Source organism: Hungatella hominis, assembly GCF_014288005.1.
GTDB lineage: Bacteria > Bacillota > Clostridia > Lachnospirales > Lachnospiraceae > Hungatella > Hungatella effluvii.
Window position 1 is genome coordinate 812,324 of sequence record NZ_JACOPB010000002.1, and the last position, 25,339, is coordinate 837,662.

The 25,339-nt window shown below is 49.4% G+C and carries 26 protein-coding genes and 1 tRNA gene; 5 read left to right on the plus strand and 22 right to left on the minus strand.

Features of this window, described 5'->3' with window-relative positions; genetic code table 11:
- Positions 1-15: 15 nt before the first annotated feature.
- Together H8S75_RS07945 and H8S75_RS07950 are read right to left on the minus strand one after the other, a co-directional pair.
- Positions 16-918 carry a glycine betaine ABC transporter substrate-binding protein gene (locus H8S75_RS07945; RefSeq protein WP_002605034.1) on the minus strand — a complete coding sequence of 301 codons (903 nt, stop codon included), beginning with the start codon at positions 916-918 and terminating at the stop codon, positions 16-18.
- Positions 915-1,562, minus strand: a complete 648-nt coding sequence (locus tag H8S75_RS07950; protein WP_117502830.1) for an ABC transporter permease — start codon at positions 1,560-1,562, stop codon at positions 915-917. Before H8S75_RS07950 ends, H8S75_RS07945 begins: the two co-directional genes overlap by 4 nt.
- Before the next feature lie 167 nt (positions 1,563-1,729).
- Between H8S75_RS07950 and H8S75_RS07955 the strand changes: the two genes are divergently transcribed.
- From H8S75_RS07955 to zwf, 3 genes are all read left to right on the plus strand, one after another.
- On the plus strand, positions 1,730-2,719 hold the full coding sequence (locus H8S75_RS07955) for a lactonase family protein (protein ID WP_187020549.1): 990 nt from the start codon (positions 1,730-1,732) through the stop codon (positions 2,717-2,719).
- A 105-nt stretch (positions 2,720-2,824) separates the two neighbouring features.
- A complete protein-coding gene (gene gnd, locus H8S75_RS07960; RefSeq protein ID WP_187020551.1) occupies positions 2,825-4,276 on the plus strand; it encodes an NADP-dependent phosphogluconate dehydrogenase in 1,452 nt (483 codons plus the stop codon).
- On the plus strand, positions 4,266-5,663 hold the full coding sequence (zwf, locus tag H8S75_RS07965) for a glucose-6-phosphate dehydrogenase (RefSeq protein WP_187020553.1): 1,398 nt from the start codon (positions 4,266-4,268) through the stop codon (positions 5,661-5,663). Before gnd ends, zwf begins: the two co-directional genes overlap by 11 nt.
- A gap of 75 nt (positions 5,664-5,738) precedes the next feature.
- Here zwf and H8S75_RS07970 read toward each other — a convergent pair whose 3' ends face one another.
- The 7 genes from H8S75_RS07970 to H8S75_RS08000 form a co-directional block, all read right to left on the minus strand.
- Positions 5,739-7,613: a glycoside hydrolase family 2 protein gene (locus H8S75_RS07970; RefSeq protein WP_187020555.1), complete on the minus strand. Its 1,875-nt coding sequence runs from the start codon at positions 7,611-7,613 to the stop codon at positions 5,739-5,741.
- Between the two features lie 37 nt (positions 7,614-7,650).
- Positions 7,651-8,490, minus strand: coding sequence for a carbohydrate ABC transporter permease (locus H8S75_RS07975; protein WP_187020556.1), 840 nt, complete (start codon positions 8,488-8,490; stop codon positions 7,651-7,653).
- Positions 8,474-9,409, minus strand: coding sequence for a carbohydrate ABC transporter permease (locus H8S75_RS07980; protein WP_002605041.1), 936 nt, complete (start codon positions 9,407-9,409; stop codon positions 8,474-8,476). The genes H8S75_RS07975 and H8S75_RS07980 overlap by 17 nt, the downstream gene beginning before the upstream one ends.
- A 176-nt stretch (positions 9,410-9,585) precedes the next feature.
- A complete protein-coding gene (locus tag H8S75_RS07985; protein WP_187020558.1) occupies positions 9,586-10,941 on the minus strand; it encodes an ABC transporter substrate-binding protein in 1,356 nt (451 codons plus the stop codon).
- A gap of 448 nt (positions 10,942-11,389) precedes the next feature.
- Complete coding sequence (locus H8S75_RS07990; RefSeq protein ID WP_187020559.1) at positions 11,390-14,215, minus strand: DUF8487 domain-containing protein; 2,826 nt, start codon at positions 14,213-14,215, stop codon at positions 11,390-11,392.
- Positions 14,216-14,346: 131 nt separating this feature from the next.
- Entirely contained in the window at positions 14,347-14,904 is a 558-nt protein-coding gene (locus H8S75_RS33320) for an AraC family transcriptional regulator (protein WP_349768881.1), read from the minus strand.
- An 88-nt stretch (positions 14,905-14,992) separates the two neighbouring features.
- Positions 14,993-16,609, minus strand: a complete 1,617-nt coding sequence (locus tag H8S75_RS08000; protein ID WP_187020561.1) for a recombinase family protein — start codon at positions 16,607-16,609, stop codon at positions 14,993-14,995.
- 202 nt (positions 16,610-16,811) lie between these two features.
- Between H8S75_RS08000 and H8S75_RS08005 the strand changes: the two genes are divergently transcribed.
- Positions 16,812-17,087, plus strand: coding sequence for a hypothetical protein (locus H8S75_RS08005; protein WP_187020563.1), 276 nt, complete (start codon positions 16,812-16,814; stop codon positions 17,085-17,087).
- Between the two features lie 13 nt (positions 17,088-17,100).
- Positions 17,101-17,175 (plus strand) — tRNA-Cys (locus H8S75_RS08010).
- 76 nt (positions 17,176-17,251) lie between these two features.
- On the opposite strand, the gene H8S75_RS08015 is transcribed toward H8S75_RS08010, so the two are convergent.
- The 13 genes from H8S75_RS08015 to H8S75_RS08075 all read right to left on the minus strand — a co-directional run bounded on the left by H8S75_RS08015 (position 17,252) and on the right by H8S75_RS08075 (position 25,231).
- Entirely contained in the window at positions 17,252-17,434 is a 183-nt protein-coding gene (locus H8S75_RS08015; RefSeq protein ID WP_187020564.1) for a transposon-encoded TnpW family protein, read from the minus strand.
- A 12-nt stretch (positions 17,435-17,446) separates the two neighbouring features.
- Positions 17,447-18,283, minus strand: a complete 837-nt coding sequence (locus tag H8S75_RS08020; protein WP_187020566.1) for an ATP-binding protein — start codon at positions 18,281-18,283, stop codon at positions 17,447-17,449.
- Complete coding sequence (locus H8S75_RS08025; RefSeq protein WP_187020568.1) at positions 18,280-19,068, minus strand: phage replisome organizer N-terminal domain-containing protein; 789 nt, start codon at positions 19,066-19,068, stop codon at positions 18,280-18,282. The genes H8S75_RS08020 and H8S75_RS08025 overlap by 4 nt, the downstream gene beginning before the upstream one ends.
- A complete protein-coding gene (locus H8S75_RS08030) occupies positions 19,058-19,246 on the minus strand; it encodes a hypothetical protein (RefSeq protein WP_187020570.1) in 189 nt (62 codons plus the stop codon). The genes H8S75_RS08025 and H8S75_RS08030 overlap by 11 nt, the downstream gene beginning before the upstream one ends.
- A 210-nt stretch (positions 19,247-19,456) precedes the next feature.
- Positions 19,457-19,978, minus strand: coding sequence for a DUF5720 family protein (locus H8S75_RS08035; protein WP_187020572.1), 522 nt, complete (start codon positions 19,976-19,978; stop codon positions 19,457-19,459).
- A gap of 40 nt (positions 19,979-20,018) precedes the next feature.
- Entirely contained in the window at positions 20,019-21,638 is a 1,620-nt protein-coding gene (locus H8S75_RS08040; protein WP_187020573.1) for a relaxase/mobilization nuclease domain-containing protein, read from the minus strand.
- A complete protein-coding gene (locus H8S75_RS08045) occupies positions 21,610-22,011 on the minus strand; it encodes a plasmid mobilization protein (RefSeq protein ID WP_187020575.1) in 402 nt (133 codons plus the stop codon). Before H8S75_RS08045 ends, H8S75_RS08040 begins: the two co-directional genes overlap by 29 nt.
- 374 nt (positions 22,012-22,385) lie before the next feature.
- Positions 22,386-22,586 (minus strand): helix-turn-helix domain-containing protein, encoded by a 201-nt coding sequence (locus H8S75_RS08050; RefSeq protein WP_187020576.1) that lies wholly within the window; start codon positions 22,584-22,586, stop codon positions 22,386-22,388.
- Positions 22,573-23,016 carry an RNA polymerase sigma factor gene (locus H8S75_RS08055; RefSeq protein ID WP_187020578.1) on the minus strand — a complete coding sequence of 148 codons (444 nt, stop codon included), beginning with the start codon at positions 23,014-23,016 and terminating at the stop codon, positions 22,573-22,575. Before H8S75_RS08055 ends, H8S75_RS08050 begins: the two co-directional genes overlap by 14 nt.
- 183 nt (positions 23,017-23,199) lie before the next feature.
- Complete coding sequence (locus tag H8S75_RS08060; protein ID WP_187020579.1) at positions 23,200-23,646, minus strand: hypothetical protein; 447 nt, start codon at positions 23,644-23,646, stop codon at positions 23,200-23,202.
- Entirely contained in the window at positions 23,633-23,848 is a 216-nt protein-coding gene (locus tag H8S75_RS08065; protein ID WP_120409313.1) for a helix-turn-helix transcriptional regulator, read from the minus strand. Before H8S75_RS08065 ends, H8S75_RS08060 begins: the two co-directional genes overlap by 14 nt.
- Positions 23,849-23,974: 126 nt before the next feature.
- The gene (locus H8S75_RS32640) at positions 23,975-24,325 is read right to left on the minus strand and encodes an AraC family ligand binding domain-containing protein (RefSeq protein WP_349768882.1); all 351 of its coding nucleotides are present in this window, start codon (positions 24,323-24,325) and stop codon (positions 23,975-23,977) included.
- Positions 24,326-24,349: 24 nt separating this feature from the next.
- Positions 24,350-25,231 (minus strand): AraC family transcriptional regulator, encoded by an 882-nt coding sequence (locus H8S75_RS08075; protein ID WP_243270199.1) that lies wholly within the window; start codon positions 25,229-25,231, stop codon positions 24,350-24,352.
- Between the last annotated feature and the right edge of the window lie 108 nt (positions 25,232-25,339).

Genomic DNA, 25,339 nt, shown 5'->3' on the forward strand with positions numbered 1-25,339 from the left:
GAGTCCCTCCTCTCCTTACTTAATCGTATCGTAATATTCCCGGGCGACTTCCTCATACTCCCGTTTGTCCACATCTACCTCTGCATTCAGCGCGGTAACCGTATCCGTGTCCAGAGATGCGCTGATCTTATTTAAGATATCCGCAATCTCGGGATTCTTTGCGAGTGTGTCGTCACGGACCACCGGAGCCAGATTATACGGAGGCCACACCTGTTTGTCGTCTTCCAAAAGCATAAACTTGTCCTTCTCTGCCAGCTGCCCTTCGGTCGTATAGGCAGGCGCCACATCGGCTTCTCCATTTAAAAGCACCTCATACTTCAAGCCGCCGTCATATACACGGCTGGATTTCCAGTCAAAAGTGCCGTACTTATTTTCCAGCGCCGGGAGGCCATCCTCTCTCGCATCAAATTCACCCTGAGAGGCGAAGCGCAGTTCCGGAGCATGCTCCTGTAAATCAGAAATGGTGCTGATCCCCAGCTGTTTTGCCACATCCGTCCGGATCACCAGTCCCTGTCCGTCGTTCGCCTTCGAATAATCCAGCCATGTCACGCTGAAACGCTTCTCATATTCATCCTTAACCGTCCGGTATACTTCCTCCGGATCCGTTATCATGTCCATCTGTAAAATCGAAAGCAGACCAGTTCCCGTGTACTCCGGATACAGATCAATCTCATTATTAATCAGAGATGTATGAACGACCGATCCCGCGATATCCTGTTTTCTTTCCACCTTATAACCGGCATTCTCCAGGGCCAGCGCATAGATTTCCGAGACCACCAGGCTCTCAGTGAAATCTTTGGAGCCCACCCGGATGGTCTCCCCTCCGGAAGCGGATCCCCCGCACGCGGTCAGTCCTGCCGCCATCACGCCGGCAAGAGCCAGGGCAGCTATTTTCTTGATTCTATTCTGTGTTTTCATATGATTCCTCTCTTTCTCTCTCTTATATTCCTTCTGCGCGGCGCCGTCCTAAGATACGGCGTCAGCATTTTTTCGATTCCATCCAGAATCGCTCCCGATGCAAGGGACAGCAGAGCCACGGAGATGCCTCCCACCAGAAGCAGATCCAGGCGGTTTAAGCCCAGGCCAGTAAATATCAGGCCGCCAAGCCCGCCCGCTCCGATCTTAGCCGCAAGGGCGGCACTGGCCACGATCTCGATCATGGCGGTCTTCACACCGGTCATGATGAGGGGAAATGCCATCGGAAACTTCACGCGGAACATCACCTGCTTTTCTGTCATTCCCAATCCTCTCGCCGTTTCCAGCATAAAATCCGGCACTTCCGTCAACCCTGTAACTGTATTGAGCAGTATGGGCGGAACCGCCAGCAATACCAAAGCTGCCAGAGCCGGTTTCACTCCTGTTCCCAGCAATGGAATCAGCAGAATCAGGATCGCCAGGCTGGGAACGATACGCAGGGTCTGAAATGTCCCAACCAGCCATTTTTCCAGCTTTGGAGTGCGGACACAGACATATCCTATGGATATTCCCAGAAGCACGGATATGGCCAGCGCCATGAGACTGATCACCACGTGCTCCCGGAGCACGGTAAGATAGTCTCCCATATGACTGCCAAAATACTCCCAAATGAGTGATATCGTATTAATCTCCTCCTTTCCTATAGATATTATAGGAAAAACCATTGACATCCTTAACTGTAATCATTATAATAACAGTCAGAAACTGTAACTATTTTTATTACATATTTTATTATAAGTCAGGAGGCAAAAGTTTGCAAGTACAAAATGGTTATCTCGGAACATACTTCTCTGCGCAAAGTGACGGTATTTACCGTTTTCAGTTTGATTCTGATACGGGTATCATAACCGGACCGGAATTGTATTATACAGCACCCGATTCCAAATACCTGTCCCTATATCACGGGCAGCTCGCCTCCCCCATCGTAAAAGACGGGAAAGCTGGTGTCTGCCTTATTGATACCGCAGGAGAGTGCCCGCGGCTGACAGGCGAATTATTCGAGGAGACAGGAAGCGCCTGTTACGTCATTCAGGATGACGCATTTATCTATACGGCTAATTACCATGAGGGCAGCATCCTCATTTACCAGAAAGAACCTGGCGGCATCACCCTTTACAAACGCATAGAGACCGGATATAAAGCCGGCTGTCACCAGATTCTGTTTCATGGCCGCATTATGATGGTTCCCTGCCTTCTTCGTGACCGGATCCTGCTGTTCGATATGGACCGCGACTTTGCAGAAGCCGGTTCCATCACGTTCCCGAAGGGCACCGGCCCAAGACACGGCGTCTTCGACCAGGCCCACAAACGTTTTTTCCTCGTCAGCGAACTCTCCAATGAATTGTTCCTGTACGAGGCCGGAGACGGCCCCCAGTTCACATTAAAGAGCGTACAAAAGCTGCTTCCGGAGGGCAGAGTCTGGTCTCCGGCCGCCATATCCGCGGCCATCCGCCTCTCTCCCGATGAACGCTTTCTCTATCTGTCAACCCGGCACGCGGACCTCATCACCGTTTACCGGCTGCATGGCTTTGAGGCGGAAATGATTCAGCAGACGGAAAGCGGCGGCAGCTATCCCAGAGATTTCATAATCACCGGTGACAGTAAATTTCTGCTCGCAGTCAACCGCTATGAAGGCGGCCTGGTAAGCTTCCGGCTGGATCCTGACACCGGCATGCTTACCGAACTGTGTTCCAGAGTCCCGGCTCCCGAGGCCGTGTCCGTGGTCCTGGCTCCTGAGGCCTAGGTTCTCCCCCGGCCGTAGTCCCGGCTCCTGAGGTCGAGGCCCTGGCGGTCTAAACGAATCGCTCACCCATTGTTGACAGCTTTTAAAGAAAGGAACGTACAACCTATGAAAGAAAATTTAAAGAAGACAGAACCCACTCCCGAGCTTTTGGATATCGGCCTGATCGGCCTGTCCGTCATGGGGCGCAGCCTCGCCCTGAACATGGCTGATCACGGCTTCCAGGTGGCGGGCTATAACCGCAGTCCTGAAGTCACGCAGAAGGTCATGGAAGAACATCCGCATCATAATCTGATCCCATTTTTCAGTCTGCCCGAACTGGTTTCCGCCCTTCGAAGGCCCCGAAAGATCATGCTGATGATTCAGGCCGGCGCGCCCGTGGATGCCGTGATCGATCAGCTGATTCCGCTTCTGGATGAAGGTGATTTTATCATGGACGGCGGTAATTCCTACTTTGGAGACACGAACCGCCGTGCGGCGCTGCTGAAAGAAAAGGGGCTGCGCTACCTCGGCGTCGGTATATCCGGAGGGGAGGAAGGCGCGCGGTTCGGCCCTTCCATCATGCCCGGCGGTTCCCGTGAAGCCTATGAATCGGTTCAGCAGATCCTTGAAACCATTGCAGCTAAGACAAAAAATGAACCCTGCTGCGCCTATATCGGCCCTGAGGGCGCCGGACATTACGTAAAAATGGTTCATAACGGCATCGAATATGCCGACATGCAGCTGATCGCCGAATCCTGCCTCCTGCTCAAGTACGCCGGCGGCTTTACCAACCGGGAGCTGGCGGACATATACCGCACCTGGAACAAGGGAGAACTGCACAGCTATCTCATCGGAATCACCGCCGACATTTTCCTCGAAGCCGACGACATGGCTGACGGGGATATCATCGATCATATTCTCGACAGTGCGGGACAGAAGGGAACGGGCCGCTGGGCCAGCATCGAATCCCTGAAACAGGGCGTCGATATCTCCATGATCACCGCTGCCTGCAATGCCCGCGTCATGTCAAACCATCTGGAGCGGCGTCAAAAGGCATCTTCCCTCATCCATGCCCCGGCAGTCACGGCCGTCGAAGACAAGCAGGCTTTTGCAGAAATGGTCCGCGAGGCGCTCTATACGGGTAAAATCATCGCATACGCCCAGGGATTCTCGCTGATGCAGGATGCCTCCCACCGTTTTGGCTGGAATTTAGATCTCGGCACCATCGCTTCCATCTTCCGCGCCGGCTGCATTATTCAGGCCGAGTTTTTAAACGACATTACCAAAGCCTTTTTAAAGTATCCGGAGCTGGAGAGTCTGATCTTTGACGATTTCTTCTTATCCCGCATCAACCGGTACCAGGAGAATTTAAGGAAGACCACAGGCCTGGCTGTCTCCTCGGGTCTGCCTGTTCCGGCATTCTTTAACGCAGTTTCGTATTTAGACAGCTTCCGCGCGAAAGCGTCCGGAGCCAATTTGATTCAGGCGCAGCGCGACTTCTTCGGCGCACATACATTTGAGCGCACTGACAGGAAAGGCATATTCCATCACGAATGGAGGGCCGGCCATGAAGTATGACACCTGCATTACCATCTTCGGCGGAACCGGCGATTTGACCTTTCGCAAGCTGCTTCCGGCTCTGTATACCATGAGCCGGACCAGAAAGCTGCCCGCCCGCAGCAAAATCCTTCTGATCGGCCGCCGTGATTACGATACCGCCTCCTATACCGCCCTGGCCCGGGACTGGATCCGCAGATTCTCCCGCCTCCCCTATTCGGAGGAGTCCTTTGCAGACTTTGCCGGGCATCTGGAGTATTACCGTATGGATTTTTCCGACGGGACAGCCTATGAAGGACTGGGACAAGCGTATGAGGCACTGCAGGCTGCGTCCCATATCTTCTATCTTGCCGTCGCCCCCCGCTTTTTTTCCGTCATTGCGGCGGGTCTGAAGACGATTTCCAATTTAAAAGAAGGAAAAATCATCATTGAAAAGCCGTTCGGAGAAACGCTTTCCTCAGCAAAAGAGTTAAACCAGCAGTTGGAATCGTGCTTTGGCCCGGAAAACATCTACCGCATCGACCATTATCTCGGCAAAGAAATGATACGAAACATACAGACAATCCGTTTTTCCAACCCGGTCTTCGCAAATGCCTGGAACGGGGAAATGATCGAGGCAGTGGAAATCTCCGCACTGGAGGACGTGGGGGTAGAAAACCGCGGCGGCTATTACGATGCCAGCGGGGCCCTCAAGGACATGGTGCAGAACCATCTGTTTCAGATACTGTCCATCCTGGCAATGGAACGGCCCGGCGCATTTACAAGCGAGGAGATGCACGCGCGCCAGCTGGAGGTCTTAAGGGCACTTAAGCCGGTGGCGCCGGAAGATTTGGAGCAGTCCCTCATCCTGGGACAGTACGACGGCTACCGAAGCGAACCTCTGGTATCCCCGGAATCCGGTACGGAAACCTATGCCTGTATGCGTCTCTTTATCGACAATGACCGCTGGAACGGGACGCCCTTCTATATCCGCACCGGCAAGAGGACCGGCCTGCGTGAAACCGAGGTGTCAGTCATCTTCCGCCGCCCCGATCCCGAAACAGAGCCCGATATTCTTCTGATCAAGATTCAGCCGACGGAAGGCATCTATCTCCGTTTTAACATCAAACGTCCGGGCGATTCGGAAGAGGTGGTGACCGCCAGCATGGACTTCTGTCAGAACTGTATTTTAGAAAATCAGGTCAATACACCTGAGGCCTACGAACGGCTCCTCACCGCCTGCATCGAAGGCGAGCGTTCCTGGTTTTCCCAGTGGGATCAGATCGAGATCAGCTGGAACTACATTGAACAGTTAAAACTGCTTGCGGCCTCCCGGAATCTGCCGCTGCACCCCTATCTTCCCGGAACCCGCGGCCCCAGGGAGGCGGAAACGCTCTTAAACACCTTTGGCCACCACTGGCTGGAATAAGGAGTGCCATGGTACAGTTTACAAAAGAAGAAATGGAGAAAGAAGCCATCAGATGGCCTCTTTCTCCATTTCCCCTTACTTAACCCGTTCGCCATTTGGCCGGAATATTTCAATTCTTTCTTCTGCCCCGATGCCTTTCGAAGGCACACACCACCGGTCTCCCGGCTTCAGATCCGGAATATCAAGCATCTCTGTCCCGATTCTCATCCGGTATCCTTTTACCTCATAGCAGGGAAGAGTATCCCGGCATGTCAGAGTAATCTCACCCTCCTGGACGGATACCTCTACCGGAGCATACTCTCTTTGCACCGCGTAATAGGAAGGCTTCGCCTCTCCCTTAAGCCCGGCGGAACCATGAACCCGCTTCTTCCATTTTCCTTCACCGTCTTCCCCCATCTGGGTCCGGTAGTCATTCAGGCAGAAATAAATGGTTCCTGCAATATTCGGATAGCTCCTATAGCACTTTAATTTTTCCAGGAAAATCTCTTCTCTTCGTTTGTCTCCCCCCGAAAAGGCTGGTTCGCACAGGCCAAACTCAGACGGTATGACCGGTTTATCCGGATTGGCAGCAGCAATACGGTCCCATTCTCCATACTGATCCAGATATCCGTGCCAGGTTCCGATGTAATCATTGACCATCATGATATCCCCGTGTGCAGTTCCGTCCAGCGCGGGATCTTTGAAAATCGAGTTAGAGACGTAGTTTGCCGGCCTGTCCGGATCCATACGGTGGGTATAAGCCACTGCATCCTTGATGTACTGGATCGTTTCCTCCGCCTGGCCATCCAGCTCATTTCCGACACCCCACGCAAAAACAGAGGGATGATTCCGGTGAGCACTTACCATTTCCTGAAGCTGTTCCTTAAATATTTTCCACTGCTGCTCCCCTGCTACGGAAGGGGTCGCCCCCCAGAAGGGAACCTCCTCCTGCACCAGCATACCATGCCGGTCACACCAGTCATACACCCAATCATCCTGCTGCCAGTGAAAACGGGTAAGTATACTGTTGGATTCCTTCAGACAGAGCAGCATTTTTTCAAGCGCTTCTTTGGATTCTGCCATTCCGCATTCCGGATCTGAGCCCGGCATCCACTCTGTACCGGTGAGACGGACCGGCTCTCCATTCAGTATAATCTGGCTGCCCCTCACATGAATGTCCCGGAAACCGAAGACAATGGACTGCCGGTCTGTAACAGTGCCCTCCGCCTTCAGCACCAGCTTCAGCGTATAGAGGCTGGGACTGTCGAAATGCCAAAATCTTATAGAATCCAGAAGTCGCCCGGAAATCTCTGCCTGGCTTCCCCTGCATACCTCGCAGCCTTCGGTCTTCAGGGTCTCTGCACCATCGCAGCCCTCGTACAGCTTCCATTCCAGAGTATGCTGCTCAGACGTACTCCCATTGATTCCGGCCTTTAAGCCGAATACGGCGCTGCCTCCGTCCTGGCGGCCGTCACTTACCGTAATCACAGGCCTGGCCGTCACCTGGGGAGTGGTCAGAAAACTTCCGCCCGTAACCAGCAGTTCCACCGGCCGGATCAGACCTCCGTCATTTGCCCAGTCGAAGCTCCTCTCATAAGGGAGCATGTCAGGAGAGAAACGATTGTCCGCCTTCACCGAAAGCAGATTCTCCTCCCCAAACTTCAGATAATCCGTAAGCTCTGCCGCAAACGGCGTATAACCGGAGTTCTGGTGACAGACCACTTCCTCGCCGTTCAGCCAGACACAGGCGTCATGATAGACCGCGTGAAACAGAATCTGTACTCTCTTATTCTTCCAGTCTTCTTCCGGGATAAAGGTATAACCATACCACCCTGTCCCCCAGTAATCCTCTGTCCCTTCCTCCACATTCCACGTATGGGGAACCGACACTTCTGCCGCCTGTTCCGGACAGATCATTTCTTCTCCCAGATTGAATTTCCAGTTGTTCAAGCTTATTCTTTCCAATGCCATAATTTTTGCTCCTTATATTATAATGTTCTGGACACGCCTACCCTTTTACCGCGCCTGCCGCTATTCCTTTGATAAATGTTTTGGAACAGAGACTGAAGATCACGATCATAGGCAGAACAGACAGCGCCAGAGCGCACATGATGGCGCCATAGTCGCTTCTGAAAGAATTGGACAGGTTATTTACCATCAGCGGAATCGTGAAGAGTTCCTGTTTGTTAATCATGATAACAGGCAGCACGTAATTGTTCCAAGACCATAGAAATACCAGTGTGGAGAGTGTAAGAATCCCCGGCTTCACACAGGGAACAACGAGCCTGAAAAAGATGCCCGGCTCTGAACAGCCGTCCAGCCGTCCCGATTCCAGAAGTTCATCAGGTACTCCGTCACTGATAAACTGAGTCATGAGAAACACGCCCAGCGGATGAGCCGCCCATGCGAAGATCAGAGGAAGCAGCGTACTGGAAAGCCGCAGCGTTCTCATTTCCAGCATGTAGCCGATCAGTGAAATCTGTCCTGGTATCATCATAATAGCCATGACAAACCCAAAGATGATTTTTTTCCCTTTGAAATTATACTTTGCGAGGGCGAAGCCAATCATCGTGGAGATGAGCACACTGATCGCTACCGAACAGACAGAAACGATGATAGAGTTTAAATACGCCTGAAAATACCCCTTCGAAATGACCATGCGAAGATTATTCAACAGATAGCTGCTCGGCAGGATCGGCATTGCCTTAAATATATCTTCACTGTAATAGGTACCCATGATAAATACGATGTAGAGCGGGAAAAACATGATCAGTGTCATAAAAATCAGAAGGAGCTGTTTTACAACGGAACCTATACGTCTTCTTGCTTTATTATTCACCTTTTCCATCCTTTCCCCTGCTGAGTCTGAAGCCAACCACAGAAAACAGCATGATTATGACAAACAGTGTGTAGGCCATGGCGGAACCGTAACCCAGTCTGGAATCCTGACTGAATGCATCGTTAAAGAATTTCCATACGGTAGTAAGAGCCGTGTGGCCAGGGCCTCCGGTCTGCCCGTTCCCCAGAGAAGCCCAGCCGCTGAATAAAAGCTTTGGTTCCTCAAACATCTGCAGACCGCCGATCAGGGATGTGATAATTAAGAATCTGGTCGTATTGCGCAGCATGGGCACGGTAATCTTCGTAAATATCTTAAAATTACTGGCTCCGTCTACAGCCGCGGCCTCGTATACCTCTGACGAAATGGACGTCATCGCCGCCAGATAAATGGTCATGTAGTATCCCAGATACCGCCACACAATCATGATCACTATAATTACTTTAGAAGCGATCTCACTTCCAAGCCAGAAAAACGGTTCGTTTAAAGCCCCCAGCCAGATCAACAGCTTATTTACGTATCCCGACTGCCAGTCGAATAAGTAAGAAAAGATGAAGCCGATTGCCACAGGCGTTGTAATATACGGGAAAAAGTTTACGGTTTGATAGATTCTCTTGCCCCGCCCAATATCAAAGAGCAGATAGGCAACGCCTAAACCAAGCAGCACGGTAATGGGAGTGGAAAACGCCATTAAAATAATCGTATTTCCAAGAGATTTGAGAAACAGAGGGTCTTTGGTAAACAGATCCAGGTAATTCTTTATTCCCACAAAGGTCTTTGCCCCGAAACCATTCCAGTCATAAAAGCTGATTTTCAGAGAATACAGCATGGGAAACATGCTAAACAGAAAATAGGCAGACAGAAAGGGAAGGCAAAATAGATAAGGCCATTTACCCGCTTTATGCAGGGCGCTTTTTTTCTTTTTATTCATGATTGGCTCCAATCTGTGCATTTTACATCTTGCTCCTGTTCGAACGATTGCCAGTACAGCTTTGCAGACGTGAATAGCGAGTGCCGTTACTGTAGGATTCATGCAAAGCAGTACTGGTATGAGTCGCCGTGATAATCAGGAAAGCTGCCATTACCGGCAGCTTTCCCTTAATCGTTCTATTTTAAGGTCGCGCCCGGAATCAGTGTCTGGGTCTCTGTTTTCAGTATTTCCAGAGCCTGATCCGCTGTCATGGATGAATTGGCAGTCATCTGGGCAGCCACACTTCTCAGAGCGGTCTTCACATTCGCCTCATGCCTGGTCTGAACCTGGCCCTGAGTCGTAACGGCGATTGTATTGATAAAGTAATCAGCCAGCTTCTGACCGCCGAAGAACTCATCATACTGTCCTTTTTCTGAGAAGAAATAGGAATTCTCATCTTCATATGGCGCCTTAAAGCCTGTCATGAAGCCATACTGCTCGTATGCTTCCTTCACACCGTCTCCCGTACAGTAGACTTCCTGGATATACTCCCATGCAGCTTCTTTATTTTTACTTCCTGAATAAATACTTACCGATGTGCCGCCGTATGTATATCCATTTCCCGGAGCCTTGGTCAGTCCCCAGTTGCCGGAACCATTGGGATCGTTGCTGGCAATTCCCCATTTTACACTCCATGGAGCACAGGGGTAGAACATAATCTCTCCCGATGAATAGCTGTTATTGTATGCCGGTGTATTATCCTCCTGCTTTCCCAGAAGTCCCGCCTGGTTAAACCGGGCTGCCGTTTCCAGAACGGATTGATACCGTCCTGTAAGGTCCACCGTATCTCCATCAATATAATTGCTTACATTCTGATTCACTAAAATACCATTCAGAAAAATCGTCATTCCAGGGAATATCGTTACCTTGCCGCCGCTCTTTTCCCTGATCTGCTCACCAACTTCAAATACCTTGTCCCAGTCGGAAATCATGGCGCTTATTTCGTCCGGATCATCCGTTCCCAAATATTCTTTGGCCAGATCCCTGCGGTATGCAAAACCGCTCGGGCAGATCTGCTGTTCCACGCCGTACAGTTCACCGTTTGGCCCTGCTCCCAGCTGGGTGACAAAGTCAAACATCTCATCCGCTTTTACATTGTACGGTTCTTTATAGAGGTCCTCCAGAATACCTAAATCGAACACTTTGCCTCTGTAACCGATCTCACTCAATATAATGTCGGGGGCGCCGCTTCCGCTGGCCAGAGCGCTCTGCAGTTTCTGGAAGTAATCGTCTGTCGAGACTACCAGTGTATCAAAATTTACATTCGGATGGCGCTCATGATACCACTCCGTCATATGAGTCAGATGAGCTTCGTCCCAGTCCCAGATAGTCAGAGTCACTTCCTCCCCGTCTCCGCCCCCGGTATCAGATAATGTACTTTCTTCCGCAGCCGTCGTTTTTTTACTGTCACCACTGTCAGAGCTTTTGCAGCCGCTGAGAGACGTCATCACCATGGCCGCTGTAAGCAAAATAGCAAACATTCTTTTCTTCATAACAATTACTCCTTTCCTTCTCCTCGTTACGAGCACTTAGAGGCCGCATTCTGGTCTCTTACGTGCGATACATGCCACTGTCACTCTTCAGGCGTCCTTTGGACGCTTAGTGCAGCGGCTTGTAAAGCCTGTCAACAGTTACCATTTTTTTTAAATTTTTGCTGAACCCCTGAAGGTTCCTGCCTGCTTTTAATAAAACAAGTATATCATCATTTATGCACAACAGAAATGATGTATATTTCCTTTTGATGGATTATTTTACACTGCTCCGTTTTTTAAAAGTGTCATTTGTTCGTCATTCTGCTTATTTACAAGATATTTTTTCTTACTATTTCAGCATTGTAAATGATCACGTTCCCCCTCTTTGCACGAGTCACCACACTCAGAAAAGGGCCATCTCCCATAATACGGGAGACAGCCCTTTTCCTCTAAATACCGCGTACTATATTTATCTTACCAGTTTCTCAATGATCTCCGCCTCCATACTCTGTTCAGGATCAAATCTTTCTGAGTCCATATAATGGTAAATGACAGACAGAAGCGCCCTCGCTTCAGGGTACTGCTGCAGCTCCTGCAGTCCCAGAGAAGAAAGCATCAGTTTTCCGTTCCCGCAGCGGCATTCCATCAGCTGGATCATGGGACGCATATAGGCATAGCTGTCCATCTCCGTGATAATCGCCTTCATCGGCTGAGGCAGAATGACCGCCCGCTGGCCGGCCATCGGCCACCACTGCCAGTTTGTATGAAATTCCGTAGGAAATTCCTCAAATAGAGGGTGTTTCTCATCTATAAGCTGCCCCATGCCGCCCTCCTGAGCGGCGAAATTACCGACAGACCAGAAGTCTGTAGTAAACTGAGCCCGAATGGAGTGGGGTAGATTCTCTTCTCTGGAAGGCGGTGTTAAGTACACACGCCCGCCTGCCTCCAGAACTTCTTTCGCCCTGCTGTCCAGACGCTCTGTCTCATAGACGGATTCAGGACACACTGGATTTTCGGCAGGATAAACCCATACCGGATATGTATTGCTCATCTCTCCGATTCTTACGGTCAAATCGAGGCGGGCTGCTTTTTTAACCATATTCAGCGGAATTTCCAATGTCCCGGCATGGCTCAGCTCTCCCATCCGGCAGTCAGCCTCGGGCAAAGTCCCTTCTACTGAGATTCCGCTTCCTTTTAACTCATACACCGGTCTTTCACAGACATCCTTTTTGCCGAAATTTGCCGCCAGAATGTCCGCCTTCAGCACTTCGTCCGCGCAGTATGTATATTTTTCCATCTGTACCAGAGGAAGCTGGTCTCTGAAGAAGGACTGGAACAGCTCCGGTCTGGCAAAGGGATATGGCTTGGGCTGCATATGGGAATTCATCATGCCTACAAGCGCCGTCCCCTGTCCCGGGAAGTCCTGAAGCCCCAGGAGCGAAATCCCGGACAGCTCTTTCGTGCGCATGGCTGCTTCTATCTCCTCCCGGTATCCAATGCGGGAAAGCTCTCCCGATGCCTCCACGTACCGTTTCCACACAGGGGAAAGCCCCAGCATGTCCGCTTTTTCCTGGATTATACGGAAATTTGCCGGATCAGAAATTCCCTGGAAAGCAGTCAGCTCCTCAAAATCCGGAAGGACCTCAAACTGTCCCACCTCAAAGCTGAATACAGGCTTTTGGAATGTCTGCCGCAGTTTCTCCATCGAAGCGTCATAATTAGTTCTGGTATTGGGGTACTGATTATTAATATATCCGCGGATACGCCCGGTCTTCTTCTGCGGCTCTGCTTCTCCTGCAAAGGTTCCGCGCAGAGGCGCCTCAAAATAGGACTGGGATGTATAGAAGCCGCTGTCCGGATCACAGCCAATTCTTCCATAATGTACGTTGGATCCGTTCGCGTACAGCCGCGTGCTGTCCAGAGCGCGCGCCTGCTCCAGCATATGGCTCATCCGCTCACGTCCCGTCTCGCCGGTACAAAGCTCATTGCCAAAGGTAAGCATGACAAAAGAGGGATGATTGGCCAGCCATCGGATCGTAAGGGCAAGCTCCTGCTGGTAATAGGAAAAGCTCTCCCCGGACTCAAAGGCGTCATTGGGATTCCAGTGGGACAGTTCCGGCTGCATCATCATACCGAGCCGGTCAGCCGCCGCAAACGCGGCTTCCGATGGGCAGTGAGAGTGGAAACGGACGCAGTTAATTCCATAAGCCTTGTAAGTATTCAGAATGTCCGTCCATTCATTTTCCGTCATAGGCGTATATCCGGTTTCCGGGAATTCCGCGCAGTTTGCCTCGCTTCGCAGGAAAATGGTTCTCCCATTCAGAGCGAGTCTTCCCTTTCCATTATCTCCAAAATCCCGCACACCAAAGGTCACCCTTTTTTCTTCATCTCCGGTCAGCAGTGCCGACAGTTCATATAAGTTTCCTTCATATTCATCCCAGCGTTTTACATGTTCAGCGAGGGGAAGTCCCTCTATTCTGATCTCATTCATGCCCTCCGATAGCGTGACGGGAGTGGTAATACACGTCTCGGCCAGAGCTTCCGAACGAATCGTCAGTGTCCCATGCCATGCACCGTCCGCCTCCGGCATACCGGCACCGTTCGCCGTGCTGGAACAGTCCGCCATTCCCGAGCAGTCTGCCGTACCGGAACCATCCTCCATTCCCGTGCCAGCCCTCAGCCCCTTTCCGCTCACAGACAGATCAGCTGCCACCGTAAGGGTCTGCTGCACAGGGTATACCCGCAGCGACGATAAAAAGACCTCTTTTTCTGTGCGGAGCCTCACGTATCCCAGAACTCCGTTCCAGTTTGTCTGTGTCTCGTCCGTGGCCGCCGAGGAAAATACAATGGCATCATGGGGCAGTCCGGGATAGCTGTTATCCGAAACAAGGGTCAGCTCTGTATCCTCACCCAGCATTCCCGTCACCTCAAACACCTGAGGCGTATTGATGGAGGCCGGAATAAAATGAGGCACCTCATTGCCATCCACCAGCAATTTCAGGCAGCGTGAGCGCTCCGCCTCCAGAAAGACCCGTTCCCCCTCCTCCTGTTTAAAGGATATTCTGCGGGAAAAAAGCGCCTCTCCTTCATACGTATACTTTCTGGTAAAACGCGTGGCTATGGGCGCATCGGGATTAAACCCTTCGCCTCCATTCTCTGCGTCAGAATGCCACTGATTCAGCCCCAGATCCTTATGCCCCAGCCTGTTTTCATCCAACGTTCCCGGCAGTCTGATATCCCCCTCTGTTCCGTCACTTAAAACCGCTTTCCAATTCCCCTCTAATGAATAATACATGTCCCGCTCCTTCTGCTGAAATACTTAAGCCTTTTTCTGTAACTGCTGCAACTGTTTTTACTATACTATAAACAAAAACAGAAGTATTTCCTAATGTTGCGGAATTTGTTTCAAAAAAATGCGGTTATTCCCTACGCCATGCTGTTGCGGTACTCCGTAGGTGTAATCCCCATTTTCTTCTTAAAAGCCGTGCAGAACGCGCTCTCACTGGGAAATCCCGCGTCCAGGCTAATATCCTTTACCGAAAGGCCGGTGTTCTTCAGCATATACTTTGCCGCGCTGATTCTGATATTTACGATGTATTCGTGAGGCGTAAAACTGGTATAGCTCTTAAACATGCGGATAAAGTGGTACTGGCTGAGCATCGCCTGTTCGGCCAGCGTCTGAATCGTAATTTTTCCGGTAAAATGCTCATTAATATAAGAAATTACATTTTCCATTCCAATGGAATCCCCGTCCCACACGGAGACTCTCCCGATCTTCCTGGATCCGGGCCGCTCCGCCTGATCCAGGAGAAGGGCGGTCCAGATGTCGGTCAGCTGCTTGGACAACAGCGCCTCACGTATGGGCCTTCCCTCTGCAAAGGTCTGATAAATGGCTGTCATCTTATTCAGCACAGGATAATCATCGACAAGCGTAAAAATATTGCCCAGATAAGATACCGTCAGGTCGTAATACGCCCTGGCCATTTGCTGATGTGCGATAAAGAAGTAAAAGAAGTGTAAAAAATTTTGCCGTTCCTATCCGGCGTTTAGCTATTACACCGGATAAGGCGGGCTATTCTTCCGGCAAGTCAACCTTGCCGATAAAGCTGTAATAAATATCAATCTGCTGTTTCCTGCCGCTGCCTGTGTCCTCGGCTTCATGGACTACGATTTTCTCCACAAACTCACGCAAAAGGGTATGTGTCAGTTCTTCAAAATTCATATGCCGCCGTACAACGGTCATAAACTTTTCCGCGCCCTCACTCGCTGCCTTTGCCTGTTCCTGCTCCGTCTGCATGGCGGCAAGCCGTTCTTTCAGTTCCGCTTGCTCGGCTTCATAGTCCTGTGACAGTTCCATAAAACGTGCGTCTGTGATTTTTCCTAACACGTTATCCTCATAAAGCCGCTTAATGATTTTGTTCAGGTCAGCAATCCGGCTCTGCATTTCCTCCATGTTCTTTTTCATGGCAGCGGCTTTCCGCTTGCTCCCGGCTTCATTCTGTGAGGTTATCAGCTTCACAAACCGGGCTTCATGGTTGGCGGCATAGCTTGTGACTTTCTGTAAGTTCTGGATAACGCCCGCCGTTAATAGGTCAGTGCGGATAAAATGGGAGGTACAGTCCTTTGTCCGTTTCTTGTAGCTGCCGCAAATATAGCAATCCTGTTTCCGTTTCTCGGTCTGGTATCTCTGCTGATAAAGGACGCTGCCGCAATCCGCACAAAAGAGTAAACCGGAAAATAAGCCAACTTCATCATAGCGGTTGGGGCGTTTCCGCTGCTTGCGTAGTTCCTGCACCCGTTCCCATGTTTCCCGGTCAATGATAGGCTCGTGGGCGTTCTCAAATACCGCCCAATCTTCCTCGTTGTTGTAGACAATCTTATGTACCTTGTAGGATTGCATGGTGGTCTTGAAATTCACAAGGCAGCCTGTGTATTCCCGGCGTTCAAGGATATGTACCACTGTGTTTGTAGCCCATTTGTAAGGATAATCAGGATAGTAGCGGTTTGTGTTCCCGGTACGCATATAATCAAGCGTTCCCGGTGTGGGTATCTGCTGCTCGGTCAGCATACGGGCAATCTTTGTTGGACCATTCCCGGCAAGGCAAAGGCTGTATATCTGCCTTACTATGGGGGCGGCTTCTTCATCAATGATGAAACGCTCGTCCTCGCCCATAAGATAGCCGTATACCGGGCGGCTTGTGACGGGCTTCCCACTCATGCCCTTTGCCTTTTTCACAGCTCGTATTTTCTTGCTCGTATCCCTCACCAACCATTCATTGAATAAATTCCGCAGCGGTGTAAAATCATTGTCCATGCCCTCGTTATGGCTGTCCACGTTATCGTTGATAGCGATAAAACGCACACCCTTTTGAGGAAAGAGCATTTCCGTATAAAATCCCACTTGCAGGTAGTTCCGTCCTAACCGGCTCATATCCTTGACAATGACAGTGCCGACTTTCCCGGCTTCAATGTCTGCAAGCATTTCCTGAAAACCCGGTCTGTCAAAGCTGACACCTGAGTAACCGTCATCTGTGTAAAACCGAAGATTGGAATAGCCGTTCTTTCTGGCATAGTCCTCTAAAATCTTTTTTTGGTTTACAATGCTGTTGCTTTCGCCTTGTAGTTCATCATCTCTGGATAACCTCGGATAAAGGGCGGTAATTAAGTTCTGGGCTGACTGTCTGTTCATAAATTCCTCCGTTTCCGGCAGCCAATCCCACTATTCCGTACTTTCAGTATAGCAAAGAATTGACTGCCTGTATAGCCGGATTTTGTGAAATATCCGGGAGTGCTGGCGGTTACTGTAGTTATATCCATAGGTCTGTGATACAATATCCTCAATGGTGAATTTGTCACTTTCCACAAGTTGGGGTAGACGCAAGGAGACAGATATGGACTATTTAAAAGAATTCGAAAATAAAATCTTGTTGGTAGATGGAATGCTCATAGAAACGGGTGGAAAATTTGGTGAATTTGGGTTGCAGGATTATATAAACTCTTGCCTCGAAATAGCAAATAAATATTTTGAAAGTACTAATGATAAAAATGTTCTGTTAAAAATAGTGAATTCTTTAATCAATGAGTACAACAATGATATTTTGTGGAAGTATTATGATTATGAAATGAGTTTTTTAAATGCTCTAAAATTGCACATAAGGCAATTATAACTTTTATCTTGTCAGGGGTGTGGCGTAAAGGTAAAGCGGTCGGGAGCAAGTTTCTCGGCGATTGTGAGTTCAATTCTCACCACCCCTAGGAAGTATGCTTGTCAATCACATACTCTTATCAGCGGTCACACCCTTTATCCGGCATGACCGCTTTTTCTCTGCCTTTATTTCTGTATCATTCTCCCCTCGGCGGCAAGCACCCTTGCCATTTTATCCTCGGCGGTTTCCGTGGCGTTCTTCTTGAAAAATCCGTTGACTACAAGGACAGTGTTACCCATGCGGATTTGCGTCACACAATCGGCGGCTTTTGTTTCTCTGACGGTAACGGTCATTTTGTTTTCTTCCATGCGTTGCCCTCCTTATTGCAGCCTTTCCCTGAATTTTTCTATCCTTGCCTGTGCCTGTTCCTTTCGGTAGCTTTCGCCGGAAAAGTGGACAGGCACACACATTTCAAGCACACGGTCATAAATCCGGGAATGGGCGGTGTCCTCCGGGTTCTGTAATTCCTGCAAGGTCAGGTTTGTGGTGACAATCAGGGGCTTTCTGCTGCGGTAGCGGCTGTCAATGACGTTGTAAAGCTGTTCCAGTCCGTAGGAAGTGTCACGCTCCATGCCGAAATCGTCGATAATCAGGAGAGGATAGCGGCATAGCTGCCCGATATAGGCGTTCTTATCGTCAAAGCCGCTTTTCAGGTCGTTTAAGATAGCTGAAAAGTTTGTCATGCAGACGGAAATTTCTTTCTCCATAAGGGCGTTGGCAATGCAGCCCGCAAAGTAGCTTTTCCCTGTGCCTACGCCGCCCCATAGCAGATACCCGGTGTTGTCGGCTTTCATTTCCTCCCAATGCTCCACGTAATGCCGGGCGTACTTCATTTGTGGGGTTCTGCCGTTGTCATTTTCAAAAGTCCATGCCCTCATGCTGCGGTCAGTAAAGCCTTTTTCTTTCAGGCGGTCTACGGTCTGTAAATGCTCCCTGTGGCGTATGGCTTTTTCCCGTTCCTCCCGGCTCGCCCTCTGGCACTCACATTCTGCCGGGTGGCGGTCACGCCCGAAAAGCGTCTTGCCCTCCGGGAAATAGGCTTCCTTGGGCTTGTGGCATTTCCCGCAATACAAAAGCCCGTCCTTGCCTGCATAGTCCTCTGGCTCGGTTGTAGTGTCGGTCACGTTCAAAATCATATCATCAAAAGCGTTGTTCATAAGCTTTCCCCCTCCTTATAGCTGTAATCCGGTAGACCGCCGCCTTTCTTTTTCCCCGTCTTTGCCCAGTCAGTGGTAATCCAGTAACGGATCGTGGCGGCGTGGCTTAAGTATCTCTTTCCGCTTGACGCAATGTACTGTGACAGCCGTTCTATGTAGTCCTTGTATTCTGTCGGGAAATCGGCTTTCAGTTCGTCATGCTCCTGCTTTGTCAGTAAAACATTTTTGTATTTGCCATAGGCGGCGGGGGCGGGTTGTCCGTTATCGACAGCAGTTTGCTGTTTCTCTCTCTCTATTTCTTTCTCTATCTCTAATTCTCTCTCTATCTCTATCTCTGGTGGACAAATGTCCACGATACTCCCGGACATTTGTCCGCCGCTGTTCCCCGCACACTCTGGAAGTGCCTTTTTTGCCTGTATTTCAAGCCTTGCCCGGCGTTTCCGTTCTCCCTCGGTAGAGGACTGTCCTATCAGCAGTTCAATGTTGCTCATGTAAAGTGTTCCGTTCTCCAACGGCTCGACAAGCCCTAATTTCTGGAAAATCTGTAACGCCCGTTCCACTGTGCCGACTTGGTGGCGGGTAATGGTGGCAATCATCTGGGCGGTGTAGGGGATATGCTCGTCAAGCTGCAATTTCCCGCCATTCTTCAGGGATTTTAAGTACAGCTTCAGCAGGATATTGGAATAAATTACGCCGTCCTGCATACTCTCCAGAAGTATGATGCTGTCCTCGTCAAAGTAGCTTTCTTTCAGTTTCAGGTAATAGTATTTTCGGTTATCTGCCATGTTCCGGCTCCTTTCTGGCTCGTTTGGATATAAAGGGCGGGCAGTCAATGATTACCGCCCGGAAACTCTGCTTGCAGGTGCGGCGGCACTGGCGGCAGAGGGGATTGTAGGTAATACGGTTTCGGTCATTCAGGAAGAACGCCCATTCTAATTTCCGTTTTTTGCTCATTCTTGGCATGGTGTGGCTGCTCCTTTCTGCCGTTCCTATGGGTGTAAAATGTCATTCCTACGGTATGACATGGATAGGCGGCATTTTGCGTATGGTTTCGGTGTCATTTTGGCTGTTTTTTCCCTCTGTAAGCGGCTTAAAATCAGCGGTTGGTATTACGGATAGTGCAAGGGTGGCATGGCTGATTTGTAGCGTTTCGGTATCAATCCGGATAGTTTTTCAGCGGTCAATTTCCGGCTTTTTATCCGGGTACAGCTTTCCGGCGGCTACGGCGGCATGGCTCTTGATTTTAATTTCCCCCCGCTGTTCGCTCTTTTTGGCGTTCTTGTAGCCCTCGTCAGAGAGGAAAAAGCGGTAGCGTTCCCCTTTATACCCTACGGGGCTGTCATTGTTCAGAACGTCAAGCATTATCATGTGGCGGGTTTCTTGCATGAAACGCTCAACCCCTGTCAGGTCATGCCCCTGTATAGGCGGCTCTTTTACCTGTGCCTTTGCTTCGGCAAGCCGCCGCCTGATAGAGTTATCCCGCTTTTCCAGAAAATACGCCTTTGTGTCGGCAATGAACCGGGAACATTCCGGCTCTGGTATCTTTTTCAGTTTGTCTATGGTGTTCTCCACGATTACCCGTGTCAGGGTATCTTTGATTACTGGTACAATCTCTTTCAGCCCGGTAAGGGTTTCCTCTTTGGTGGGGGCGGCGTACTGGTAAATCATTTCAAGCTCACTGTTTGTAAATTTCATGAGGTGTCCTCCTTTTGGATATGGCTCTGTTTTTATGGGTTCAGCGGTCAAACTCCTGTCTTTTCTCCTTTGTCTGCTCCTGATGAAAAATGGTGGAGAGATTGGACTTTACCTTTTGCAGTTCTGTGATTTTGGCTTTCTGTTCCCGGTAAGTGCCATAAATGGCGTTCTTCTCGGAAATCAGGGCTTCATTTTCTGCTTGCAGCTTGGGAACGGCGGGCAGCTTCTTTATGCCATGCTCCCTGAAATACCGTACTGCCGCTTCATGGCGGGCAAGGTCGGGGCGGTGCTGCTCCCAGTACTGCTCCGGCTTCTTTGCTGCTTTCAGCCCGTCATGGGCGGGCTTGGTCTGGCGGTAAACGGTTATCTGGCGTATCAGTTCTCGGTTGACCGCAATCCGGCGTTCCAGTTCTTTCAGGCGGCTTCCTGCGGTGTCAAAGGCGGCAGCGGCTTCCTGCAAGGCGGCTTCCAGTTCCTCCGGGGAAGTAAAGCCATGCTCGCTTAAAAAATTCACGGTCTTTGCCGCCTGTTTCAGATTGTAGATTTTCGCCCAATTTTCATACCCCTTGCCTTTGCCCTCGGACATCTTCTTTTGAAAATCAACCATGCCTTGAATAGCGTCACGTTTCGGGGTGCTTATAGCGGCTTTGTGCCGCTGTAAGCGGGCTGAAATACTGTCCGGGTATTCCTGTCTGCCTTTTTCTGTTTGGGTGGCTCTGGCGGCGTTTTCAGCAAAAGCGGCAAGGGCGGCAGTCTTGTCAAAGTCCGTTCCCAACTTCCGGGCTGTGATGGGCTTGGTTCGGTCTGGTGTAAGATAGCTGTATCTGCCCCGGCTCTCCTTGACTTCAATTCCATATTCCTGCATGAGAACGGAAGAAAATTCCTCAAAGGATTTTGCTTTTGTAAGTGCCGCCCGGACTGACTGGCGTAAACGGTCTTTATCGGTTTCAAACTTGGTCTGCCGGGGCGGTGTTTTGCCTGTGGCGGCTGCGGCTGCAATCTCCTTGTCAAGCTGTCTTTGCCCCTGTTTTTTCGCCCAATACTCACGCTCGGTCACTTTGTCCTTGCTGCCGGAAAGTAAATCTATCTGGTGCAAGCCCGCCCGGTGGCACATCTCCATGACTTCGCTTCGGAAGTAACGGAAAGCGGCGGCGGTGCAGCGGTGCTTTGCCCCGGCTCTGGTATCGCTTGGTCTGTCCATGTAGGGCTTGCGTTCCACCTCGGCAATCCGTAAAGAGTTAATCACGATATGCACATGAATGTTGCCGGAATGGTTATGCCCGTCCGGGTGGGTGCAGACAATCGCCTGATGTCCGGGGAAATGTTCCTTGCAGTAGGCAAGCCCCAACTGCTGTGCTTTATCTACGGTCAAGCCGTTGTCCGGCACATCACGGGGGTCAAAGCTGATAATGTAGTGGTGGCTTTTTATATCCTCCCTCTGGTTGTTCTTGCCGTATTTCATATTCGCCCGTATGCAGGAGAGTGCAAAATCCTCATTCCCGCAATTCAGGGTTTCCATGTAGTAATCGGTGCGGGGGATAAGCCGCCCGTTTTCATCAAGGACGGGCTTCATGGTAAACTCGTCATGCTCAAATGTAAGGTATTGTTCGGCTGCCCCATAGTCGGCGTTCTTAGAACTGATATGTTTTATCGTTGCCATAGGCTTCCCCAATCACTTTTAGAACGTCAAATTTCAGGGCGGCAAGGTCGGCGGCGGCTTCCCTTAGTTCTTTGGAAAGCCCCTGATAGGGTGGGCTGCCCTCATTCAGATACCGTGCTATCTGGTTTAGGTTGCTGCCGATTTTCCCGTACTGTGCCACAAGAGAGGAAACGGAAGTAAGAAGTTCCTCGCTGTTCTGGCTTACCCGGATAACGGGGGTAATGCGGCTGTAAAAAATGGCTTGCCGGATATACTCGGACTGGCTCATGGAGAGGGTGGAACAGCGTTCTTCAAAGTCGGCTCGCTCGGCTTCTGTCAGCCGGGTTTTTATCACGCAATGCCTTTTAGGTGTGCGGTAAGTTTTTTGTTTCATGGTAGAGTATCACTCCTTTCATTTTTCTGCCCGTTAGGGCGTAATAGCAGGGCTTGGGGAAGGCACTCCCCAACAAGTAAGACCGGGGTAACAAATGGAGCGAAAGCGGAATTTGGTACACTGGTCGATACTTGCTCTTAGAAACTGACGGATTCCGTTATACTGCTTTTTTCCGATTCCCTCGGCAGACGGGGCGGGGATATTCCCGGCTTATGCGGCGGTATTTTCTTCCGGGGCATGGCGGGGAATACCCGAAAAGGGCGCAAAAAAACAGGAAACCTTTTTCTCGATTTCCTGTTTCGTATCTTCGCCAGTAACGGCGGTTATCCTGTTGTGGTTTCCCAAAGAATTATGTAGGCTTGTCCGGCTCTTTTTCAGTCAAAGCGGAACTGGAACAGGGCAGTGATAAGCCGCTGTTTTATGCTGTCCTCTGTGTCTATGTTGATATGCCCGTTCTCAAGGGCGGCAAGCCGGATTCTCTTGCTGTAATGCCGTAAAACCTCGTCCACGGCTTCCGGGTCGCCGCTGGTTGCCCGGACAATCGTTTCATAGGGTACAAGGTTAGGGTTCCCCATGCAAAAGCACCTCCATTTCCTCCTGCAACATCTGCAAGGCACTGTGTAAATGGTGCCATACCGTACTTTTCCCATTCCCGTATATTTCCCCGATTTCCCGCTGTGTATAATTCCCAAAAAAGTAAAGGTAAATGACTTCCCTCTTTTTCTCCGGCAGGGATAGCAGCGCGGCGGCAAGCTCCCCATTGGTGAGGGTGATTGTCTGACCGCAGATTGTAACGGGGTATTGTTCGTAGGGTGATTTGAGAGCTTCATCTGATGTGTTTAGAGGATAGAATTTTTCTTCTGTGAGGTATTCAAAGGATATTTCTCTTTGCCGCCGCCTGTTCCTGTCGCGCCATGCGTTGATAGCGGCATAGCGGATAACGACTATGCAAAAGCCGTTGAAAGAATACATGATGTGTTCCTTGTATGCTTCTGTGCAGGTCATAGAAATTTCCTCCTTTCTCCCACATGGGGCAGTGCATGGTCTACAGTTGCATTTTTATGATGATAAAGGGCGACAGCATTTTTTGCTGTTGCCCCTTGTCTACTCAACTGCGAAAACAAACGGGGCTGTCAACGGCGGGCGAAGCCCGTTCATCTTGACCGTTGACTGGCTCGGCTGGTTTTGCTATTCATACTTTTTTAATAACTGTTTAAATATTACGATACCTATTACAATTTGAAAAATTAAATAGCCGCCCAGATATAGCACTATTAAGCGTGAATTATCAATGACTTCAAGTTTTCCCAATATGGAGAAGATGATTATTGAAATACTAACTGTCATAAGCCCGATAGCATACGCATAGCGCCCGGATTTATCTCTTAACTTTGATTTTAATTCATCGTGAAGTTCGATTTTTTCATTTTCTATTTTTTCTTGATACCGTTCTTTGTTTTTAGGTGTATTCCAATAAAAATATTTATAAGTCATAACAGTACCAGAACAAATGGCTCCGGCAGCAAAACCGATAAGCAAACTGTCCAGCACACTATCAGTTAGCAGTGCTACCCCCAAAAGAACAATGCCTCCCGAAATAAACAAAATACCCTCTAATAAATTACCTTTTTTCATCTTTGCAACTCCTTTCATGAATAAAAATTTCTTCAATTTGTTTACCGAAAAAATCTGATATTACAAAAGCTAATTCTAAAGAGGGATTATATTTCCCCGTTTCTATTGAACTGACGGTTTGCCTTGAAACTTTAAGTGCTTTTGCAAAATCTTCTTGATTCATGCCTAATCTTTTCCTTAATTCTTCAACCCTGTTTTCCAAATAATATCACCTCCGCTTTGACAAGGTTCCTTTACATTTTCATTATAGTATGATAAGACGGTTTTGTCAAGTTTCCTTTACAAAAGTTTTTCTTATAAGTTGCACGGAATAGTGGGTAGCTACCTATCAAAATTTTTGTGTTACTTTATCGCACATGAGCATTTGCCCGTCAAAATGACACCAGATGCTCTCCCATCCCGTGTCTGAGTAATAGGCATGAGGGCGGTAACAGTCCAGGAGGACAAAACTGCCCATACCGGCCGTCTGCTTTTTCCCCTCACATTCCAGTATAAACTGCCCTTTTTGTACGTACATCAGCAAATAGCTGTCGTAAGAGGTCCTGCGCAGCTCATAATGGGGGTCATAAATAAAGTGTCCGGTGCATATTGGATAGAAAAATGTATTTCGTGCCACCGCACTGGGAGAATAAACAAAATATTCCGATTCCGGCGCGATCCGGTTTTCGTTTACTTTCACGCAGCATTCCTCCCTCCAGGCCCGTCATTCTTTATAATGAAAATAGTCGCTGTTTTTATATTCCTTCGGCGACATCCCCACCACATTTTTAAATACACGGGAAAAATAATACTGGTCTGAGTACCCCAGATTCTGAGCCACTTCATAGATGTACATGTCGGTGGTGCGCAGCATGGCGCACGCCTTTTTCATCTTCAGATGTATAAAGAAGTCCAGAGGCGCATGGCGGGTATATTTCTGAAAAATAGAATTCAGGTAACTCCTGGACAGCTCAAATTCATCCACGATCATCTTAAGCGTAAGATTTTCATTTAAATGCTTGTACATATACCGGATCACATTGGTCACGTGCCGGTTCTGCTCCTGGGTCGAATTGTGCTTTTCACGGTCGTAGGTCTCCGCCAGAATCAGGGACAGAACCTGTGAAATATAGATGAAATTGCCCAGAGTATAGTTCGCCTCCAGAACCCGGAACAGCAGCTCAAACAGAAACAGCATACGGTTGGTGGCATTCTGAGAGTTCAGTTTTACCACACGATACTCCATAAGGGGGAAATACCGGACGTCCTCTCCCTTAAAATGCACCCACAATATACTCCATGGATCTTCCTCACACGCATAGTAACGGTGTCCCGTAAACTGCGGAATACAGAACGCCTCATTTTCATGGAGCACATATTTGCTGCCTGCTGCTTCAATGGTACCACTGCCCTCCATGCAGTAAATGAAGATAAATTCTTCAATTCCATCTCTTCTCTCCCGGTAATGGTGCGCCGCACAGGGGAAAAATCCCACATCGGTCAGATACATTCTTCTTACCTGAGGATGCTCCACATAATCCCGGAAGGATTCCGTAGGAAGCACAAACATCCGCTCTCCCTTAAACCCGTCTCTTTTCCATCCCATAAAATTATCCATGAATGGAGAATATCATATTTGCGGAATATTGTCCATCTTTATTCATGATAAGGCATTTCTATTTCTATTTTTGCCATGATAAAATAGCGTTATAAT

Excerpts from the sequence above, each read along its gene's own strand:
- H8S75_RS07945 (WP_002605034.1), bottom strand. The coding sequence starts at position 918 with ATGAAAACACAGAATAGAATCAAGAAAATAGCTGCCCTGGCTCTTGCC.
- H8S75_RS07950 (WP_117502830.1), bottom strand. The coding sequence starts at position 1,562 with ATGGGAGACTATCTTACCGTGCTCCGGGAGCACGTGGTGATCAGTCTC.
- gnd (WP_187020551.1), top strand. The coding sequence starts at position 2,825 with ATGAAAGAAAATTTAAAGAAGACAGAACCCACTCCCGAGCTTTTGGAT.
- zwf (WP_187020553.1), top strand. The coding sequence starts at position 4,266 with ATGAAGTATGACACCTGCATTACCATCTTCGGCGGAACCGGCGATTTG.
- H8S75_RS07970 (WP_187020555.1), bottom strand. The coding sequence starts at position 7,613 with ATGGCATTGGAAAGAATAAGCTTGAACAACTGGAAATTCAATCTGGGA.
- H8S75_RS07975 (WP_187020556.1), bottom strand. The coding sequence starts at position 8,490 with ATGGAAAAGGTGAATAATAAAGCAAGAAGACGTATAGGTTCCGTTGTA.
- H8S75_RS07980 (WP_002605041.1), bottom strand. The coding sequence starts at position 9,409 with ATGAATAAAAAGAAAAAAAGCGCCCTGCATAAAGCGGGTAAATGGCCT.
- H8S75_RS07985 (WP_187020558.1), bottom strand. The coding sequence starts at position 10,941 with ATGAAGAAAAGAATGTTTGCTATTTTGCTTACAGCGGCCATGGTGATG.
- H8S75_RS07990 (WP_187020559.1), bottom strand. The coding sequence starts at position 14,215 with ATGTATTATTCATTAGAGGGGAATTGGAAAGCGGTTTTAAGTGACGGA.
- H8S75_RS33320 (WP_349768881.1), bottom strand. The coding sequence starts at position 14,904 with ATGGCCAGGGCGTATTACGACCTGACGGTATCTTATCTGGGCAATATT.
- H8S75_RS08000 (WP_187020561.1), bottom strand. The coding sequence starts at position 16,609 with ATGAACAGACAGTCAGCCCAGAACTTAATTACCGCCCTTTATCCGAGG.
- H8S75_RS08005 (WP_187020563.1), top strand. The coding sequence starts at position 16,812 with ATGGACTATTTAAAAGAATTCGAAAATAAAATCTTGTTGGTAGATGGA.
- H8S75_RS08015 (WP_187020564.1), bottom strand. The coding sequence starts at position 17,434 with ATGGAAGAAAACAAAATGACCGTTACCGTCAGAGAAACAAAAGCCGCC.
- H8S75_RS08020 (WP_187020566.1), bottom strand. The coding sequence starts at position 18,283 with ATGAACAACGCTTTTGATGATATGATTTTGAACGTGACCGACACTACA.
- H8S75_RS08025 (WP_187020568.1), bottom strand. The coding sequence starts at position 19,068 with ATGGCAGATAACCGAAAATACTATTACCTGAAACTGAAAGAAAGCTAC.
- H8S75_RS08030 (WP_187020570.1), bottom strand. The coding sequence starts at position 19,246 with ATGCCAAGAATGAGCAAAAAACGGAAATTAGAATGGGCGTTCTTCCTG.
- H8S75_RS08035 (WP_187020572.1), bottom strand. The coding sequence starts at position 19,978 with ATGAAATTTACAAACAGTGAGCTTGAAATGATTTACCAGTACGCCGCC.
- H8S75_RS08040 (WP_187020573.1), bottom strand. The coding sequence starts at position 21,638 with ATGGCAACGATAAAACATATCAGTTCTAAGAACGCCGACTATGGGGCA.
- H8S75_RS08045 (WP_187020575.1), bottom strand. The coding sequence starts at position 22,011 with ATGAAACAAAAAACTTACCGCACACCTAAAAGGCATTGCGTGATAAAA.
- H8S75_RS08050 (WP_187020576.1), bottom strand. The coding sequence starts at position 22,586 with ATGGGGAACCCTAACCTTGTACCCTATGAAACGATTGTCCGGGCAACC.
- H8S75_RS08055 (WP_187020578.1), bottom strand. The coding sequence starts at position 23,016 with ATGACCTGCACAGAAGCATACAAGGAACACATCATGTATTCTTTCAAC.
- H8S75_RS08060 (WP_187020579.1), bottom strand. The coding sequence starts at position 23,646 with ATGAAAAAAGGTAATTTATTAGAGGGTATTTTGTTTATTTCGGGAGGC.
- H8S75_RS08075 (WP_243270199.1), bottom strand. The coding sequence starts at position 25,231 with ATGGGATGGAAAAGAGACGGGTTTAAGGGAGAGCGGATGTTTGTGCTT.